Genomic DNA, 16648 nt, shown 5'->3' on the forward strand with positions numbered 1-16648 from the left:
GCTAACATCTCTTCAAAAGTAGTGCGCTGAACACCAACAAGGCGTTTAAAGCGTGCATCAGTTAATGGTTTACTTACTTCATAATTCATAGTTTTATTGTATCATATTTTGTTTCGCAGGAAGTCTATTGAAGAAATGATAGAAAAATAATAACAATTTAGAAAGCAGGTTACTACATGACAAATTCTGTAAGTTCGAACCGACCTGAGAAGTACAAAATTGCAGCCTTCTTCTCAGGTGTTGGGGGAATTGAGTTGGGATTTGAACAGACCAACGAGTTCAGAGTGGTGTATGCCAATGACTTCGATAAGTCTGCGCGTTAGACTTACTAGCCCATTTATTCAGATATATCTTGATAATCATATTATTCAGTCACTAAAGAAAAACAATTGAAAGGATCTTTCTATGCAATCAACTTACAATATTGACAATCCAAACTTGTCTTATGAAGCTAAGCGTGATTTATGGCAGATCGGTTTTGGTCTACAGAAGGTTGATAATCTATTTCCATCAGCTTATATGGAATCTTTGGCTGAGAAACAGGCCCGGGGTGAACTGACTTACGAGCAGGTTTATGAAGATGCAACAAATTACCATCATACCATTGATGCAAGTACAGAGGAGGCAGACTTGGTTTCTCTACGTATTGTAGAACTATTGTCTCGAAGAGGCTTTAGCTTCAGTCCTGCGACCTTACTTGCTATTCATAAGGAGTTGTTTCAAGATATATTTGAAGCCTCTATTCCGGTGGGGCAATTTCGTCAGACCAATATCACAAAGAATGAACCTGTTTTGAATGGTGAAAGTGTTGTATACTCTGATTACTCTATGATTCAAATAACCTTGGATTATGATTTTAATCAGGAAAAACAAGTTGCATATGCGACACTAACCCAGGCGGATATGGTTAAAAAAATCCAGCATTTTATTTCAGGAATCTGGCAGATTCATCCATTTCGCGAAGGAAACACTCGGACGGTAACAGTCTTTTTGATTCAGTATCTTCGTGAGTTTGGTTTTGATATCGATAATACACCATTTCAGCAACATTCCAAGTATTTTCGTGATGCCTTGGTATTAGATAATGCAAAGATTTTACAGCGACGTCCTGAGTTTTTAACAGCTTTTTTTGAAAATCTCTTGCTCAGTGGTCAAAATGATTTGTCTTCAGAAAAAATGTATCTAAATCTAGATCTCGATCTTTCAAAATCCTCATACTGAGTAAACATTGAATTTTAGAAAAATGAAGTAAATATTTCTATTTAAATACATATTATCATATAGAACATGGACTAAGACTAGCCCCTCTCCCACCACGGTACGTACCATTCGGCATACGGCGGTCCAACTAACTTTTAACACATGTCGTTCAAGGTAGTAAACCAAGTAAGAAACCAGTCCACGTTTTCGAGGACTGGTTTTGATATATCACGTTTAAGTACCGACCTCTGAGCCCTAATTGATAGTGGTCACCCCGGCCAGATACCTTATCTGCTATCCATTTAGTAATTCCTAACTTAAGTAGGACCCACAGTTAACTAGGTTTCTTTTTCCATTACTTCCAGATAATCACTTGTAGGCGAGTTCGCAATCGCTCATCTACGCTGGTGACTATGCGCCTCATATTTCCCAATGAGAAATAGTTTATCCATCCCCGAATGGACAAATTCAGTTACTCAAAAGTTCACTGGTAGCGAGGAGCCCACGGAGGACTTTCACCTCAGATGTACGACATGGCCATCATACCAAAAATGGCAAATCTCAATTTGAGAGATTTGCCATTTTTATATATTTTCATCTTGCAAATCGAGCTGCTTCACTCTAGCAATATAGTAGGACATGATCAAAAACAGATTGAAGCTGACAATCCAAATAGACCATTCATGGAAAAAATGCATAGATACAGCCAAGCTAATAGCGCCCACTACGAAACTGCCTACAACAATGCCATAGTTCAAGGCTTGACGACGATATTCTTGAACATCTCCTTCTCCTCTAACGATGCGATACAAAGCAGTCAACATTTTTCGGTAATTTCCAGAGGTCATAAAAATGACATAGGGATGATCTTCAATCAAACTACCCGTAAATGTTAGCATCATCATTCCAGTTCCAAAAGCAATAAAAGGAACTTCTAATAGAGGAAAGCGGGAAAAGAAGGGAAGAACAAGGGTCCCGATAAATAAGGGAAGTAGCATCTTAACCCGCCAATAGGCTGTTTTGCGATATTCTTTCATGTGCAAGGCAAAAAGAAAGCCTAGGGAAAAGAATATAATCGAGCAGAATCGCAATATGGTATTGATAACATGTGAATCGTGCCAATCTGATATCAGTAGAAGAATATTCCCTGTCTGCGTTGCCACCAAACTATGGTACTGGATATGACAGAATACATCCAAAGAACCACCTATAAAACCCAGGAACACTCCCATGAGTCGTGTGTTTTGAGGTAAAATTAATTTATCTGGCATTGATTCATCACTCGTTTTCCTTTAATGCATTCATTATACCACTTCTCTCGGAGAAACTAAGTGAAAAACGGTCAGTTCAGGTAGACATAATTACATATACTCCTAAGTTAATCTCATCTCTGGAGTTCATTTATGATGTCTTATCAAATCGAAATACTGTAATACTCATCAACTGAACTATTTTTAAACAAATTATTTCTGTACTGAAGTCTATGGCTTAATCAAAGTAACACTTGAAACAGTACCATCTGCACCTGTTGTAATTTGAATGACTTTTCCACCACCAATTTTGGCATTATATTTACCATCATCAAGGGTATAGGCATAGCCTTGGATCGAGTAGTTTTCTTTCTTACCATCAGCAGATTCTACTGTAAATTGACCACCTGATGAAACAGTGATAGTCTCGCCATTAGCCCCCTTCCAGTTGCCAGCTGCAGCAGAGAAATCTCCATCAACCATGGTTAGAACACCCTTGTAACGTTTGTTGTGTTCTGCTTGCTTATCTTGAAGTTTGCGGTCAGTAGTTGGATCATAAGTTGACTGGCTAGTCTGTGCTTGAGAACCTTGTTGATTTGAGGGAGTTTGCGAAGATGCCTGTTGGTTATAAGCTTCTTGGCTCTGTCTTGTTTCTTGTGCTGGTGCTGGTGTTGTTGGGGATTGATTTGCAGTAGTTTCTGACTGGTCAGAAGAGGAGGTCTTAGCTTTTTCTGATGAAGTTGAACTTGAGGACTTCTGAGTTTTGTTCTCTTTACTTGAAGAACTGGCCTTAGAACTAGAAGATGCTTGTGTTGTCTTGCTAGAACTATCACTTGTGGTATTTTCTTTCTTATTACCACAAGCCCCCAATAGTAATGTTGAAGCGAGTACAGTTACGGCCATTAATCTGATAGAAGTTTTAGTTTTCATGTTATGCTCCTTTGTAACATTTTTGAAATATTAAGAAATATTTTTGTAACATTATTGTAATATTTGTTTTTAAATCTGTCAACTATTTATCTAAAATTTTTTAGAATTATTTTTTAGTACATTTATTTTCTTACCCCTCTTATATCTTTTATTCGTAAAGAATTTTAAAAAACACAAAAGTTCTTCCTGATAAAGTGCTATATTTCAAAGTGTAATCGCTTGCATTTTTTTCTTGAAGGGCTATAATAAAATTGAGATAGGATATTGGAGGTGTAGGCTTATGTTAAGTAAATATTACAAGTATCTTCCTTGGGTGATTTTAGATGCTTTCGTTTCTTATGGGGCAGCTACTCATTACGCTCAAACAACATTTGATTTGTTCTACCTAACTGCTATTTTCATGATTGTCTACGTGGCTTTATTGTATTTACACGAAACCTATTTAAAATATAAATACAAGGATTTATTCATTCGAATCATGAGCAATTCAAAGAAAGATAAACATCCTTAGTAGTCAAAAAGAGGTCGGGATTTTTCCCGACCTCGCTTTTTTATGACTAATAAGTCTTTGACACGATGGCTGAATTGACTTTTGACACAAACTGTATTTTCTCTATTCTCAAGTTCAACCAGTCATCGGACTTGTTGAAACTTCTCAGGATTGAAACTAGGAAATCAAGACTTGGGCTATCGATTTCTGCTCCCAAACCTTTTATTTCAATCGATAGGTTTTTCTTGGTTTCTTTTTAGGAACTCGTTTGAGCCCAACTTCTTCTACATATTCTCCGTATTTTACAAGAAAGTTATTGCTGACGATTGGTCGTCCTGGGTTGATGAGATTGACTAATTCGGTTCCTTCATAGACAGTGAATTCCTCCTCCAACAGATAAAGGAAGGTTGGGTTCCAATCGAGACGGCCTTGGATTCGTTTAATAGACTCTTGGATAATGGCATAATGGTCAAAGGCGAAGGCTTGCTCCCCCAGCTCTAGTCCCTCTAGGAAGCACTTGCCCGTCTGAAAATCGACATCGACAAAAACCACATCCTTGGCATCATCTCCAGCTTGAACGAGATCGAGTGCTCTGCTAGGTAGATACACCAAGTGGGCGATAGTAACCGTCCAGCCCCGCGGATCACGACCTGGGGTAGACACTGTCATCAACTGTTCGATTTTTTCCAAAGGAAGGTCAAGATTAACCTCCTCTCTCACTTCACGCTGACAAGCATGCCTTGCATCTTCGCTCTTATCCATAAAACCACCGACCAAAGCCAAACAGTTTTGATAAGGATGGGCCTTGCGACGAATTAGCAAGAGTTTGATTTTCCCTTCCACAAAGCAATAAGCTACCATATCCACCGTCACGCTCGGTTTTTCATACTGAGGAAGATCCTGTTTGCAGTACCAGTCTAAAAATTCCTTCTCAGTCGCATGAATCTCAAAATATTCTCTCTCTGTCATTCCAGCCGGGATTATCGTTTCAGTCATCTTATCCCTCCTTGACAGCCTTAGTCCATTGGTACCAACCGACTAGACTATTGATGGTATAAACCCAGTACATCCCTTGGATATGGATGTTTTCACCCCACCAGAGGTAGATACTAAAGAGATTGGTTGCAATCCAGAAAATCCATTGCTCACGGTAAAGACGTGTCATCAAGAGCTGACCAACACCATTGGTCGCATCGGTAACACTATCACGGAAAGGACGAGCACTGCTGATACTTTGGTAGGCTAATCCCATGCCAATCCAGATGATGGCAGTCAAAGCCAAGTACTTGAGCCAATCAATCAGACCAAGTTTCTTAGCTTCAAAGTGAGACTCCTCTGGTCTTCCTTGCTCATTGATCCGATTAGACAACCAAGTATAGAGACCAATAGGCTGCATGACAAAGAAGTAAACAGTCGTCAAAACTTCACCATAGAAAGTCGCATTCATAGCTAGGACCAAATAGATTGCAGAGTTAATAGCTCCAAAAAGGTAGTTACTAGCTCGACCTTCAGCTACTAAGATAACGCAGACAATCCCTGTCCAAGAGGCCAAGAGACCAATCCAGTCATGACTTTCTGTGTTTTGTGTAAACTCCAGAATAAGAGGAACACTTGATAAAGCAATCAAATAGAGCCACTGGAAAAGACTACGGCCCACAAAGAGGTCTTTCCAAAGCAAACGCATAACTCCTGCAAAACCAATTTTACGAGCTTCTGCGTGGACATTTTTAAAGTTTTCAATAAATCGAGTGATTTTTTCAGTTATTTTTTTCATTTTCTTCTCCTAATCTGCTTGGTAAATAGCATCGATAGCCACTTTGGCTGCTTCATAATTTCCTAGATAGTCATCAGCTAGATAAACATGAGGGATATTGGCTAGATATTTCTCCCTCATCATATCCAAGTGCTGAGAAAAACTATGACGGATATGGTCTTCTGCCATGGTCATGTCTCGGAAACCATCATTGACATAGGAACCGACAGGTTGCACAAAGAGGATTAAATCCCACTTTTCCTTAGCCAAGATTGAGACAAAGAGATTATCAAAGGTCTCTCCGGACAAGTCCTCCTGCTCTTCGCTTTCCATGTAGTAATCGTAGTAGCCCTTGGTTACTAGTGAGTTGGTATCTGCAATGACTAGGCCTCGATTGGCATTGCTATCGATTAACTTGGAAGTTTGATCATACTGCCCCAAAAGAAGGTAATAGTAATCTTTTGGGGTAAGCTCGTCATCTCGGACATTATTTTTTATCTGATACTCACGAGCATATTCCAGACTGACTGGCGCATCGTAATACCTTGCCAAATCCTTGGCCAGAGTGGTCTTCCCATTACTCGCACTTCCCATAATCAACACTTTCTTTGTAAACTGCCGGCGGAAGGGTTGAGCGATATATTTCCAATATTTACTTGGATTTTCTCGAATCATGGTAGCCGAAATTCCAAATTTTCTTTCCTGCAAAACTGCTTGAAAACCACGTTTATGAAGCTCTGTTTGGTAGTTGGCCTCTCCTACAAAAAAGATTAGCTCCTCAGCAGTCTGGTCATAGGAAATGGCCTGCAACATCTGATCCAACCACTCCTGCCAGCCCATTGGATAGCGCGGGATATTAGTTTCGTCAAGTTTACAAACAGAGGTCAACTCATCATCTCGAAAAGCTTCACGAATATAGCGAAATCTCTTTTGTAGTGTAAGTCCCACCTGTTCACCACGATCTCCCTTATAACCTGAAACTACTACCCATACAGCATCACATTGACGTTTTGCTCTTTGGATTAAATCAATATGCCCCTGATGTAAGGGAGCAAAGGTTCCAAAAACCACCGCTATCTTTTTTTTCATATCTCTTCAACCTTTTTATAAAATTTTATATTTTATATTATACTTTACCTTTCTGTATTTATCAACACTTTTTTATTATTTTTTATAAAAACATTACTGTATGATAAGAATTTTTTACGTAGCATAAAAAACTTGATTAGGAAAAATCCCTTTTGGAAATCCTTAAACTAATTGCACAATTCAAATGCTTATTTGAGTCACAACTTTCCAAAAAAGAGGCTGAAACAATTTGTTCCAACCTCACAATTTTAAACAATCTCAAATTTTAATTGACCAGCTTTGACACCAATCTTCAGAGTCTTACCAGCTTCCAATTCACCTTTAAGGAGAAGTTCTGCTAGTTTGTCTTCTACTTCCGTTTGCAAAGTTCTGCGTAGTGGACGAGCCCCCATCTCTGGATCATAGCCTTGTTGAGCTAGGAGTTTAAGAGAAGATGCTTGGATTTTCAAGTCAATTCCTTTTTCTGCAAGACTAGCAATCAATGGTTTGACCATAATCTTAACTACTTCTTGCATATCTTGACTTGACAAGCTATGGAAGACTACCTTCTCATCAATACGGTTGATAAACTCTGGACGATAAGCCTTTTTCAGCTCCTCAAACATCCGTTTTTCCATATTTTCCTGATCAAAACGAATGTCCTTAGCTCCAAAACCAACTGTCTTGTCATCACGAAGAGCTGTCGCACCAAGGTTTGAAGTCATGATGATGATGGTATTGGAGAAGTCAACCTTGCGACCCTTACTGTCTGTCAAGACACCATCATCCAAGACTTGCAAGAGCACATTAAAGATATCTGGGTGAGCCTTCTCTACCTCGTCAAAGAGCAAGACTGAGTACGGTTTGTTACGAACCTTCTCGGTCAACTCCCCGCCTTCTTCGTAGCCTACATAACCTGGAGGAGCTCCATTGAGACGACTGGCTGCAAATTTCTCCATGTATTCACTCATGTCAAAGCGGATAAGAGCAGACTCATCATCAAAGAGAACTTCCGCCAAGGCCTTGGCCAACTCGGTCTTACCGACACCTGTTGGTCCTAGGAACATAAAGGATCCGATTGGACGTTTATGACTACGAATACCTGATTGGTTACGGCGAATGGCACGACTAATACTAGACACTGCTTGTTCCTGTCCGATCACACGTTTATGCAGTTCAGCTTCAAGGTTGAGATACTTCTTGGCATCCGTTTGGGTTAATTTTTGCACAGGAATTCCTGATAAGCGACTCAAGGTAGTCAAAATATCAGATTCTTTTACTAGATCTTTATAAACAGGTACTTCCTGCTCTTTTGCAATGAGCTGAGCTGCTTGCTTCCATTTTCCATCCATCAAGGCCTTATCGGCTGGTGTTAAACCTGACTCTTCTTGTTTAGCATGTTTCGATTTATTTTGCACTGTTGCTGCCGCTTCATCCAAGAGATCAATTGCTGAGTCTGGCAAATGACGACTCGTCAAATAACGATGTGCCATTTTGACAGCTGTTTCAACTGCATCGTCTGTAATTTGGACATGGTGGTGTTTCTCATAAGTTGCTTTCAATCCCTGCAAAATAGCCATACTATCTGCTAAACTTGGCTCCTCAATCATCACTTTTGCAAAGCGACGAGAAAGGGCTGCATCTTTTTCGATGTGCTTTTGATACTCTTCCTGAGTAGTCGCACCGACAGTTCTCAAAGTTCCACGTGCCAAGGCAGGTTTCAGGATATTGGCCGCATCCAAGGTCGAATCAATCCCACTTCCTGAACCCATAATGGTATGAAGCTCATCGATAAAGAGGATGACCTTGCCATCTTCCTCAATATCTTTGATGATATTGTTCATACGTTCTTCAAAATCCCCACGGAAACGAGTTCCCGCAACCACATTCATCAAATCAAGCTCTAGAACTCGCATCTTTGCCATTTCATCTGGCACATCTCCATTGGCAATACGTTGCGCAAGACCAAGTGCCAGTGCTGTTTTACCCACACCCGCATCTCCAACTAGAACTGGATTATTTTTGGTCTTACGACTCAAGATTTGAATCATACGAGAGATTTCTTGATCACGCCCGATGACTGGTTCCAATTTACCTGAGCGAGCTTGCTCTGTAAGATCATGCGTATAATCTTCCAAACCTCCACTTGGTGTCTGAGGCATGCCCATCATATTAGCCATAGAATTTTGCTTGTCCGCTACCGTACGATGGCGTTGACGAAGGGCCTTCAAATCATCTCTAGTCCAACCAGCACGCGCTTCAAGACTACGACGAAGTCCAGCAATCTTGACCTGATCCTTCTGATCTTCGTAAGAAAATCCCGATTTTTCTAGAATACGAGTAGCCAAGGCATTGCCATCATGTAAGATAGCATAAAGCACGTGCTCTGTTCCTAAAACCTTGGCATGCACAACAGAAGCTACATGCTCTGCTTCCAACAACAATACCTTCAAACGGTGTGAAAAAGGCAACTCCTGATAATTTTCCTTATCGCTATACTTTGTTTCAGTCAGCTCTACGGCAACTTCCTCCAGACGATCAATCTCATATGGAAATTCGTTTAAAGTTGCCCCAGCTACACTATAACTATGATTGGCCATAGCAATCAATAGGTGCCAAGACTCTAGGTATTCTGCTCCAAAATGACTTGCGACCAGAAAGGCACTGTCTATACATTCTTTCAATGCTTTTGAATATTTCATTTAGTTCTATTTTCCTTTTCTATCTACCTCTTGTAATAACTGTCGGAGCATATTGGCACGGATAAGATTGGCATCCTCACCTAAAACCCGGTCTGTCGCCATCGCTAGTAATAGATTCATCTCCTGACGAGTCACTAAATCCTGTTCAAACAAGAGTCTTAAAACATCTTCAAAGATAACTAGGCTGACTTCTTCGCCCACCGAATACAGTAAATCGCGGAGCATTTCATGGTGGTTGGAGAATTCGATCCGTCCTATACGAATGTAGCCACCACCACCACGCTTACTTTCAACCAAGTATCCCCTGCTTTCTGTAAAACGAGTCTTAATCACATAGTTAATCTGACTAGGAACAACCTGGAAAGTATCTGCCAACTGACTCCGTTGCAACTCCACAATACCAGATTGATCTAAAATTGCCTTGATGTAGGCCTCAATATGATCTGATGTATTTTTAAGTCTCATAACAAACCCACCTCTCTTTAAACCTTGACTATCTTTGACTATTATACCGAAATTTTCTCATTTTTAAAAGAAAAAAGAGCTGGCAAAGTTCAACATCACCAACTCCCTATTTTTCTACTTATCTAAGCCTAATTCTGCAAAGATTTGACGTTTATAAGCAATTTTTTGAACTTCCTTGTCTTCACTTTCAGACCAGTCGAGTTTGATTTCAGAAACGATTTGCCCAGGCCGATTTTTCAAGATATAAATCCGATCACTAAGATTAAGGGCTTCCTCTATACTATGTGTGATGATGAGTGTCGTCAGGCCTAGCTGTTTGTGAATCTCCAGATACCAAGCGTGGAGTTCCATCTTAGTCATCTCATCCAAAGCGCTAAAGGCCTCGTCTAGAAGAAAGAGCTTATGCCCAAAAAGGTAAGTGCGGAGTAAGGCCACACGCTGGCGCATCCCACCACTAAGCTCATGAGGATACTTATCCCGTACAGCCGTCAACTGAAAGGTAGCAAGGATTTCGTCTGCACGGGCAATGGCTTCCTCCTTATCGACCTTTTGAATCAAGAGGGGCAGGATGATATTGCCAAGAACGGTCTTGTGTTCCAAAAGTAGATCCTTTTGTAGCATATAGCTCACGCGCCCCTTAGGATTTTCTTCACCGTCAAGTACAATTCGTCCAGACTGGACTTCTAAAATGCCTGCAATCAGGTTAAAGAGGGTAGTCTTTCCTACACCACTGGGCCCTAGGATAGAAACCACTTCACCTGAAGTCACTTGTAGGTTAATATCTTCTAAAATCTTCTCATCATCGTAGGCATAGCTTACGTGTTCTAGTCTAATTTCTGTCATTATTTTACAAATTCATTAGTGAAACCTTTGTCAGTCAAGTCTTCCTTGAGGATTCCATTTTCCTTATCCCATTTGTAGAAGGCATTCCAACGGTCAGCATCAAATTGTCCCCATTTGTCCTTGTCGCTTGCGTATTCTTTTGATAAGTATTTTTGAGATTCGATGACAAAGTCACGTTTATCTTTTAGCTCAGGTGCATTCTTGATGAGGATATCTGCAGCTTCTTCTGGGTGCTCCATAGCGTATTGGTAGCCTTTTTTGATGGCTTGGATGACTTTGCGAGCTTCTTCTTTGTTGTCTTTCAGATAATCGTTGTTTGCAATGATAACTGGTGAGTAGTAGTCAAACTCTTTTACATAGTCTTTCAAATACATAAAGTTTGCATCCACACCTTGAGATTTAGCAAGGATTCCATCCCAACCATAATAAATCCAAGCAGCATCAAAAACGCCATTGGCAATCGGTGTGATCGAGTTTGAATCGTTGTTTGGTACTTTTTCAACCTTCTCAAAGTCTCCACCTTGAGATTCTACCAAGGTTTTCAACATCGCAAGCTCAGTTGGGTCATTCCAGGTTCCGTATTTCTTACCAACCAAGTCTTTTGGACTGTTGATGTTGTCAGACTTACGAGAGATAATTCCTGATGTATTGTGTTCAACGATTGCTGCAACAGCTGTAATGCCTGCCCCTTTTTCCAATTTCTTAGCCATGTAGTCTTGGAAATAGATAGCAAATGGTGCCTTACCATTGATAACTAAGTCTGATGAACTTTCTTCTGGTGGCAATTTCAAGTCAACATCCACTCCAGCTTCTTTGAAATAACCTTTTTCCTTGGCAACATAAAGCCCTGTGTGGTTAGTATTTGGTGTCCAATCCAGAATAAAATCAATCTTCTTTAGTTCTGCTTCTTTGTTGTCCTTAGAAGCAGTTCCTTGACCACAAGCCACAAGCACGACAGCTAGAAGAGCTGTTACAATCGTTAAAAACACTTTCCATGTTTTCTTCATTTTTATTTCCTCTTTTCTTTTTCTAAAACGCTTCTTTTAAGTACGTTTCCATTTAATCACATATTTTTCACTGATATCGACTAATCTCATACCCAGAAGGCTAATCAACGATACCAGAATAATAATCGCAAACATGGTGTCATACTGAAACAGTTTCTTGGACTGAATCATGTAAACACCTAGTCCTTCAAAGCCTCCCAACCACTCAGATACCACTGTTGTGATAAAGGCGTAGGAGACACTGACCCTCAGACCTGCATAAAAGTAGGGCAGGCTGACAGGGATTTTAAAATGCCACAGGATTTGCCAAGGATTCGCTCGCATCAGACTAAACAAGGTCAGCATATCCTTATCACAATGCCTAAATCCATCTAGAATACTGACGATAATAGGGAAGGTTGTCGTCAAGATAATCAAGACAATCTTGGGCAAGATTCCATAACCTAACCATAAAACCAGGATAGGGGCTATGGCAATGGTCGGTATGGTCTGGACAACTACCATCATGGGGTAAATCAGGTCATTTAACCAGCCCAGACTATCCATAAGAACGGCCATGATACAGGCTATCAAGACACCTAACACCAAACCTAGTAGAGCTACTCTCAAGGTTGCCCAGCTATGGTACCAGAGAAATTCTCTGTCACGAACAAAAGACTGAAGGATTTCAAGTGGTGTCGGCAAGATAAACTTTGGTAAGAGTTTTAACAAACCCGCTACCTGCCAAAGAGATAAGACACCCAAAAATCCTAGCAGACTAATATGTCGTCTCATTATATTTTTCAAGTTTCTCATCGATGCTTAAAATCTCTCCTACATTTATTTTCACATTGGCAAAAACATTGTCTGCCCCTTGACCTGCCACTTCTAACGCTTCTTTTAGAATGCGCATGAGTTGATCAAAGTCTCCCTCTAAGACCGTTTCAAAGGGTGTCACTACCATGGTAACATCTTGAGCTTGCAGATAAGCAATGACTTGATCGATAAGAGCTATGTGGTCAATCCCTTGTGACAGGGGCAGGACTTGTAAAGCAATGCTTGCTTTCATTAAAACCTCCTTCTAAGTTACAGTTTTTCTTTGAAAAAAGAAAAACCTCTTTCATATATGAAAAAGGTGCAAAATTAGGCCAAGTATTCGTTCCCTACGCTGGCATTACCCAGATCAGGTGCGGTCGAAGTTTAACACTTCCTCTCAGACTGTACACAGACTCCCATATATTATATGGACATATGATAACGCAAAACAAACAAGATGTCAAGGAAACTGCTTACAGAAAAAGAGGCGGCAAACCTTCTCTTTCTCTAATTATACAGATGAACTAGCTCTTTCAATTAAAGCATAGGCGCAAATAACTGAGCTACTTCTTTGATTAATGTTTGATACCAAGTAGGCTTGATTGTTCCAGGAAAAATTTCTTGCGATACTTCAAAAATCTCTTCAAAGTCCTTACGAATATCTACAATCGATGGTGTTTCATATAATAAAACTGCATTTTCATAGTGGTGAACTAAGCTTCGATAATCAAGATTTATGGTTCCAACAACCGCAAATCGATCATCAACAATCATTTGCTTACTATGGATAAAACCAGGAGTATACTCGTAGATACGTACACCAGCAGACAAAAGATCAGGATAAGAACCTCGAGTTACTAACTGGATAAGCTTTTTATCTGGGATAAATGGAGTTATAATTCTCACATCTACGCCTCGCATAGCTGCATTTTTGATATCCTCTGTCAAATCATAATCAATAATGAGATAAGGCGTTGTGATATAGACAAAATCTTCCGCTTGATTAATCAAGTTTTGATAGACAATTTTACCCACCTTCATCTGGTAGATTGGTTTCGGTCCACTACCGTATGGGATACAAAGACCACTACCAGACCGTGTCTGATTTTCCAAATGATACTGATCAAAGTCACTGATTTCCCCACGGTTGATGTACCAGTTCATGAGAAATAGTCTTGTAAAGGCTTGAGTCGCCGGACCATCTATCCGAATTCCACTATCTTTCCAGTGTCCAAAACGTTCAATATGATTGATATATTCGTCTGCAAGGTTGATCCCACCAGTGTAGGAAATCTGCCCATCAATAACCAAGATTTTACGGTGGTCACGGTTGTTATAGGCCACTGTCATACGAGGAATCACCTTATTAAACTTATGGGCATCGATCCCTTTAGACCGCAAATGAACGGTATAATCCCCCGGCAAGGTCACCATACAACCAATATCGTCGTAGAGCATCTTGACCTCAACTCCCTGAACCGCCTTTTCTTCTAGAACTTCGAGCATGCTATCCCACATCAATCCCTCTTCGACAATGTAGTATTCTAGAAAAATAAATTTTTTAGCCCTCTTCAAATCCTCCAGCATCTGTTGCCACATTTCCTCACCACTTGCGAAGAATTGTGAATCTGTCTGGTCATAGACTTCTGCATTACTATCCATATGTAGCAAGGCATTGATAATTCCATAAGCAGACTTATCTCTATCCTTTAACCCTTGATGAAGAGCAAACTCACTCTTTTCATGGTTAGTAATGGAGCGTAGTTCCTTCAGCTGTTTCATTTCTTTTTTCGATAAACGACGCTCACCAAACATGATATAAAGCAAGGGACCAAAAACAGGGACAAAAGTGACAATCAACCATGTCACCTTGCTTTCAGGAGACATAGAACGATTGACAATGGCTAAAACAGTTGCCACGCTGACCAGAAATACAAGAGCAACCCAAACAAGTGGAGCAATCTGGCTCATGTAAAGAATGACTGCAAAAACTACAAATAATTCTATCAGGATAATCGCAATACTAAAGCCATACTTGGACATCAATAATCGAAATTTTCTTGTCCCCATAACTCCCTCTCAATTTCTAAATAAACTCCAAAGCAACTAGCTGAAAGCGCTTGTTACCTTCTAGTATACTTACTTTCATAAAACTTAGCAAGTCTTTTCTGTTTAGGCCGATAGTTCTACCTATAAAATCATTTAAAAAAGTCTGCGACAAAATAGTTCTCAGCCACAAAAAAGCTAGATATTCCCAATTGTGGAACTCTAGCTTTTTATAGTGGCTCTATAATATTTGTAGTGGGTAAATCCCCTATAGATATTATGGAGCCTATTTTGTTGTAGAAAACATACTAAGATTAGTAGTGAGAAAATCTCCGACGGGAGAGAGTACTCACTACTTTTTCTTTATGTTAAAGTAGAGGTGTCTTGTAAAGTCGTAGGGCTCTTTGGCGCTAGACGTCGCTTGACAAACTGGAAAGACACCTGTTTTAGGTGGAATTTGATCAAAGTATGTGGGACGCTAGACGTCGCGTATTGAAAATAAAATCACTAAAACACGGAATTATTCAAGACAAAAGAGGTAATATCATGCGTACAGTATTTGGGATTGATGTGAGTAAGGCAAGTTCTGAGGTGGCAATTTTAGTCAACGGTGAAAAGATTCATGGATACACTATGCTCAATGACGCCATTGGCTTCAATCGTCTTTTGAATGACTTGAAAACTGTTCATAACCCTGAGATTATATTTGAAGCTACTGGTGTCTATTCTCGGCGTCTTCGAGCCTTTCTTGAGGAATACGGCTACGCTTATACACAGCTGAATCCTCTGGAAGCCAAGAAGCAACTGGACAGTCTGCGAGTTCGTAAAACAGACAAAATTGACGCTGAAAAGTTGGCTCATTCTCAGTTTATACTCAATCGTAAACCAACTTATGCGCAGGAAGAAGTTTATCAACACCTGCGTGATTTAAGCCGTTTCTATCAAAATCTTACAGAAGACATTGTTAGAGCTAAAAACCGTCTACACAAGGTCTTACAAGTCACCTTTCCTGAATTGGAAAATCTCTTATCCACACCAACTGGAGAGCAATATTGGAATTTAGTGATGGCTTTTCCATGCAAAGAGTTTGTATTAAACCTATCTCAAAATGAATTGTGTAAGATTATCCGTCAATCCACCTCCAAACGAATCTCTGAAAAGCGTATTGCTTACCTGACTGATAAACTTATAAAACTCGCTAAACAATCTTTTTGTGCGGTCAAGAAAATCTCCCCAATGCTTGAAGAGGTTCGTTACTATGCTCAAGAATTGCTTCGTCTTTCTGAGCACAGACAAATTGTCTTAGACGACATGGTAGCTCTAGCTCAGCCTTTAGCAGAGTATGACATCTTACGATCAATTCCTGGCATCGCAGAAACCACAGCGACATCTATCATTGGCGAATTGGGAGATATTCGTCGTTTTCAGTCTACCAATCAAATCAACGCTTTTATTGGCATTGACCTGAGACACTATGAATCTGGGAACTTTCTCGCCAAGGAACGCATTACTAAACGAGGTAATCCCTATGCCAGAAAAATCTTGTTCAAGTGCATTCATAACATCGCTTCAGCTAGTCATACCAATCCCTGCCATATCGCCGACTTTTATGAGAAACGAAAAAGACAATCGACAATAGCTTCAACCAAGCCACATGCGATTGCCTCTATACATCGTCTCATTCGAACAATGTATTACCTCATTACGCATAACAAACTTTACGATTACTCTTTGACCCAAAATCGATAAGGTCATCTATGCCGTATTATTATAACACCTTGTTTCAAAAAATACCAGATGAGGTGTTTTTTAGCGTGCCCTTTTATGGATCAATAAGTGGTAAAAATAAGACAGTAACCTCAGAATAGCTACTGTCTTATCTCTTTTTTTACTTAAGGCCCTTGATATACTTGACAAATGGTAGAAAAGAGCACTAAAAAAAGAACAACTAGTGTTCTTACTTTTTAATATCAATCGGGAAGACAGGATTCGAACCTGCGACACCTTGGTCCCAAACCAAGTACTCTACCAAGCTGAGCTACTTCCCGAGTTAAATAGAAAAAATGCACCCTAGAGGAGTCGAACCTCTAACCGCCTGA

At 40.0% G+C, this 16648-nt stretch carries 15 protein-coding genes, 1 tRNA gene, 3 pseudogenes and 1 riboswitch; of the genes and pseudogenes, 4 read left to right on the plus strand and 15 right to left on the minus strand.

The genetic code is table 11. From position 1 onward, the window contains the following. Positions 1–89, minus strand: a pseudogene (locus QM867_RS10085) (IS5/IS1182 family transposase); the annotation flags it as partial. Between the two features lie 87 nt (positions 90–176). Here QM867_RS10085 and QM867_RS10090 point away from each other — a divergent pair. Both QM867_RS10090 and QM867_RS10095 read left to right on the plus strand, forming a co-directional pair. Continuing rightward, positions 177–320 (plus strand): annotated as a pseudogene (locus tag QM867_RS10090) (DNA cytosine methyltransferase); the annotation flags it as partial. An 85-nt stretch (positions 321–405) separates the two neighbouring features. Further along, positions 406–1221: a Fic family protein gene (locus QM867_RS10095; protein ID WP_414285178.1), complete on the plus strand. Its 816-nt coding sequence runs from the start codon at positions 406–408 to the stop codon at positions 1219–1221. A gap of 126 nt (positions 1222–1347) precedes the next feature. Here QM867_RS10095 and QM867_RS10100 read toward each other — a convergent pair. The 3 genes and pseudogenes from QM867_RS10100 to QM867_RS10110 all read right to left on the minus strand — a co-directional run. Then, positions 1348–1672: pseudogene (locus QM867_RS10100) on the minus strand (group II intron maturase-specific domain-containing protein); the annotation flags it as partial. A gap of 112 nt (positions 1673–1784) precedes the next feature. Next, complete coding sequence (locus QM867_RS10105; RefSeq protein ID WP_414285177.1) at positions 1785–2471, minus strand: YoaK family protein; 687 nt, start codon at positions 2469–2471, stop codon at positions 1785–1787. Positions 2472–2681: 210 nt separating this feature from the next. Beyond that, positions 2682–3380 (minus strand): hypothetical protein, encoded by a 699-nt coding sequence (locus QM867_RS10110; RefSeq protein WP_248034959.1) that lies wholly within the window; start codon positions 3378–3380, stop codon positions 2682–2684. 280 nt (positions 3381–3660) lie between these two features. Here QM867_RS10110 and QM867_RS10115 point away from each other — a divergent pair, with 280 nt between their 5' ends. Then, a complete protein-coding gene (locus QM867_RS10115; protein WP_049549587.1) occupies positions 3661–3891 on the plus strand; it encodes a hypothetical protein in 231 nt (76 codons plus the stop codon). 201 nt (positions 3892–4092) lie between these two features. Here the strand turns inward: QM867_RS10115 and QM867_RS10120 are convergent, their stop codons facing one another. The 10 genes from QM867_RS10120 to cls form a co-directional block, all read right to left on the minus strand. Further along, positions 4093–4866, minus strand: coding sequence for an NUDIX domain-containing protein (locus tag QM867_RS10120; protein WP_049503793.1), 774 nt, complete (start codon positions 4864–4866; stop codon positions 4093–4095). A gap of 1 nt (position 4867) precedes the next feature. Further along, complete coding sequence (gene pnuC, locus QM867_RS10125; RefSeq protein WP_248034957.1) at positions 4868–5644, minus strand: nicotinamide riboside transporter PnuC; 777 nt, start codon at positions 5642–5644, stop codon at positions 4868–4870. A 9-nt stretch (positions 5645–5653) separates the two neighbouring features. Further along, a complete protein-coding gene (locus QM867_RS10130) occupies positions 5654–6712 on the minus strand; it encodes an AAA family ATPase (protein WP_414315695.1) in 1059 nt (352 codons plus the stop codon). Positions 6713–6960: 248 nt separating this feature from the next. Next, positions 6961–9393, minus strand: coding sequence for an ATP-dependent Clp protease ATP-binding subunit (locus QM867_RS10135; protein ID WP_414315696.1), 2433 nt, complete (start codon positions 9391–9393; stop codon positions 6961–6963). Positions 9394–9399: 6 nt separating this feature from the next. After that, a complete protein-coding gene (locus tag QM867_RS10140; RefSeq protein ID WP_001237459.1) occupies positions 9400–9858 on the minus strand; it encodes a CtsR family transcriptional regulator in 459 nt (152 codons plus the stop codon). Positions 9859–9972: 114 nt separating this feature from the next. Continuing rightward, positions 9973–10701 carry an ABC transporter ATP-binding protein gene (locus tag QM867_RS10145; RefSeq protein ID WP_414315697.1) on the minus strand — a complete coding sequence of 243 codons (729 nt, stop codon included), beginning with the start codon at positions 10699–10701 and terminating at the stop codon, positions 9973–9975. Then, positions 10701–11708, minus strand: coding sequence for an ABC transporter substrate-binding protein (locus QM867_RS10150; RefSeq protein ID WP_414278525.1), 1008 nt, complete (start codon positions 11706–11708; stop codon positions 10701–10703). The genes QM867_RS10145 and QM867_RS10150 overlap by 1 nt, the downstream gene beginning before the upstream one ends. A 36-nt stretch (positions 11709–11744) precedes the next feature. After that, positions 11745–12503 carry an ABC transporter permease gene (locus QM867_RS10155; protein ID WP_414315698.1) on the minus strand — a complete coding sequence of 253 codons (759 nt, stop codon included), beginning with the start codon at positions 12501–12503 and terminating at the stop codon, positions 11745–11747. Beyond that, on the minus strand, positions 12466–12756 hold the full coding sequence (locus QM867_RS10160; protein WP_414315699.1) for an MTH1187 family thiamine-binding protein: 291 nt from the start codon (positions 12754–12756) through the stop codon (positions 12466–12468). Before QM867_RS10160 ends, QM867_RS10155 begins: the two co-directional genes overlap by 38 nt. A 74-nt stretch (positions 12757–12830) precedes the next feature. Continuing rightward, a riboswitch (TPP riboswitch) is annotated at positions 12831–12933 on the minus strand. A gap of 107 nt (positions 12934–13040) precedes the next feature. Beyond that, the gene (gene cls, locus QM867_RS10165) at positions 13041–14573 is read right to left on the minus strand and encodes a cardiolipin synthase (protein ID WP_414315700.1); all 1533 of its coding nucleotides are present in this window, start codon (positions 14571–14573) and stop codon (positions 13041–13043) included. Between the two features lie 522 nt (positions 14574–15095). Between cls and QM867_RS10170 the strand changes: the two genes are divergently transcribed. After that, on the plus strand, positions 15096–16298 hold the full coding sequence (locus QM867_RS10170; RefSeq protein WP_371608418.1) for an IS110 family transposase: 1203 nt from the start codon (positions 15096–15098) through the stop codon (positions 16296–16298). Positions 16299–16523: 225 nt separating this feature from the next. Here QM867_RS10170 and QM867_RS10175 read toward each other — a convergent pair. Then, positions 16524–16597: transfer RNA gene (locus QM867_RS10175), tRNA-Pro, on the minus strand. Positions 16598–16648: the final 51 nt, after the last annotated feature.

It is taken from the genome of Streptococcus infantis, assembly GCF_047463635.1.
GTDB lineage: Bacteria > Bacillota > Bacilli > Lactobacillales > Streptococcaceae > Streptococcus > Streptococcus infantis_W.

What these genes read in the sequence shown, in the direction of transcription:
- QM867_RS10095 (WP_414285178.1), top strand. Translation starts at nt 406, where the DNA reads ATGCAATCAACTTACAATATTGACAATCCAAACTTGTCTTATGAAGCT.
- QM867_RS10105 (WP_414285177.1), bottom strand. Translation starts at nt 2,471, where the DNA reads ATGCCAGATAAATTAATTTTACCTCAAAACACACGACTCATGGGAGTG.
- QM867_RS10110 (WP_248034959.1), bottom strand. Translation starts at nt 3,380, where the DNA reads ATGAAAACTAAAACTTCTATCAGATTAATGGCCGTAACTGTACTCGCT.
- QM867_RS10115 (WP_049549587.1), top strand. Translation starts at nt 3,661, where the DNA reads ATGTTAAGTAAATATTACAAGTATCTTCCTTGGGTGATTTTAGATGCT.
- QM867_RS10120 (WP_049503793.1), bottom strand. Translation starts at nt 4,866, where the DNA reads ATGACTGAAACGATAATCCCGGCTGGAATGACAGAGAGAGAATATTTT.
- pnuC (WP_248034957.1), bottom strand. Translation starts at nt 5,644, where the DNA reads ATGAAAAAAATAACTGAAAAAATCACTCGATTTATTGAAAACTTTAAA.
- QM867_RS10130 (WP_414315695.1), bottom strand. Translation starts at nt 6,712, where the DNA reads ATGAAAAAAAAGATAGCGGTGGTTTTTGGAACCTTTGCTCCCTTACAT.
- QM867_RS10135 (WP_414315696.1), bottom strand. Translation starts at nt 9,393, where the DNA reads ATGAAATATTCAAAAGCATTGAAAGAATGTATAGACAGTGCCTTTCTG.
- QM867_RS10140 (WP_001237459.1), bottom strand. Translation starts at nt 9,858, where the DNA reads ATGAGACTTAAAAATACATCAGATCATATTGAGGCCTACATCAAGGCA.
- QM867_RS10145 (WP_414315697.1), bottom strand. Translation starts at nt 10,701, where the DNA reads ATGACAGAAATTAGACTAGAACACGTAAGCTATGCCTACGATGATGAG.
- QM867_RS10150 (WP_414278525.1), bottom strand. Translation starts at nt 11,708, where the DNA reads ATGAAGAAAACATGGAAAGTGTTTTTAACGATTGTAACAGCTCTTCTA.
- QM867_RS10155 (WP_414315698.1), bottom strand. Translation starts at nt 12,503, where the DNA reads ATGAGAAACTTGAAAAATATAATGAGACGACATATTAGTCTGCTAGGA.
- QM867_RS10160 (WP_414315699.1), bottom strand. Translation starts at nt 12,756, where the DNA reads ATGAAAGCAAGCATTGCTTTACAAGTCCTGCCCCTGTCACAAGGGATT.
- cls (WP_414315700.1), bottom strand. Translation starts at nt 14,573, where the DNA reads ATGGGGACAAGAAAATTTCGATTATTGATGTCCAAGTATGGCTTTAGT.
- QM867_RS10170 (WP_371608418.1), top strand. Translation starts at nt 15,096, where the DNA reads ATGCGTACAGTATTTGGGATTGATGTGAGTAAGGCAAGTTCTGAGGTG.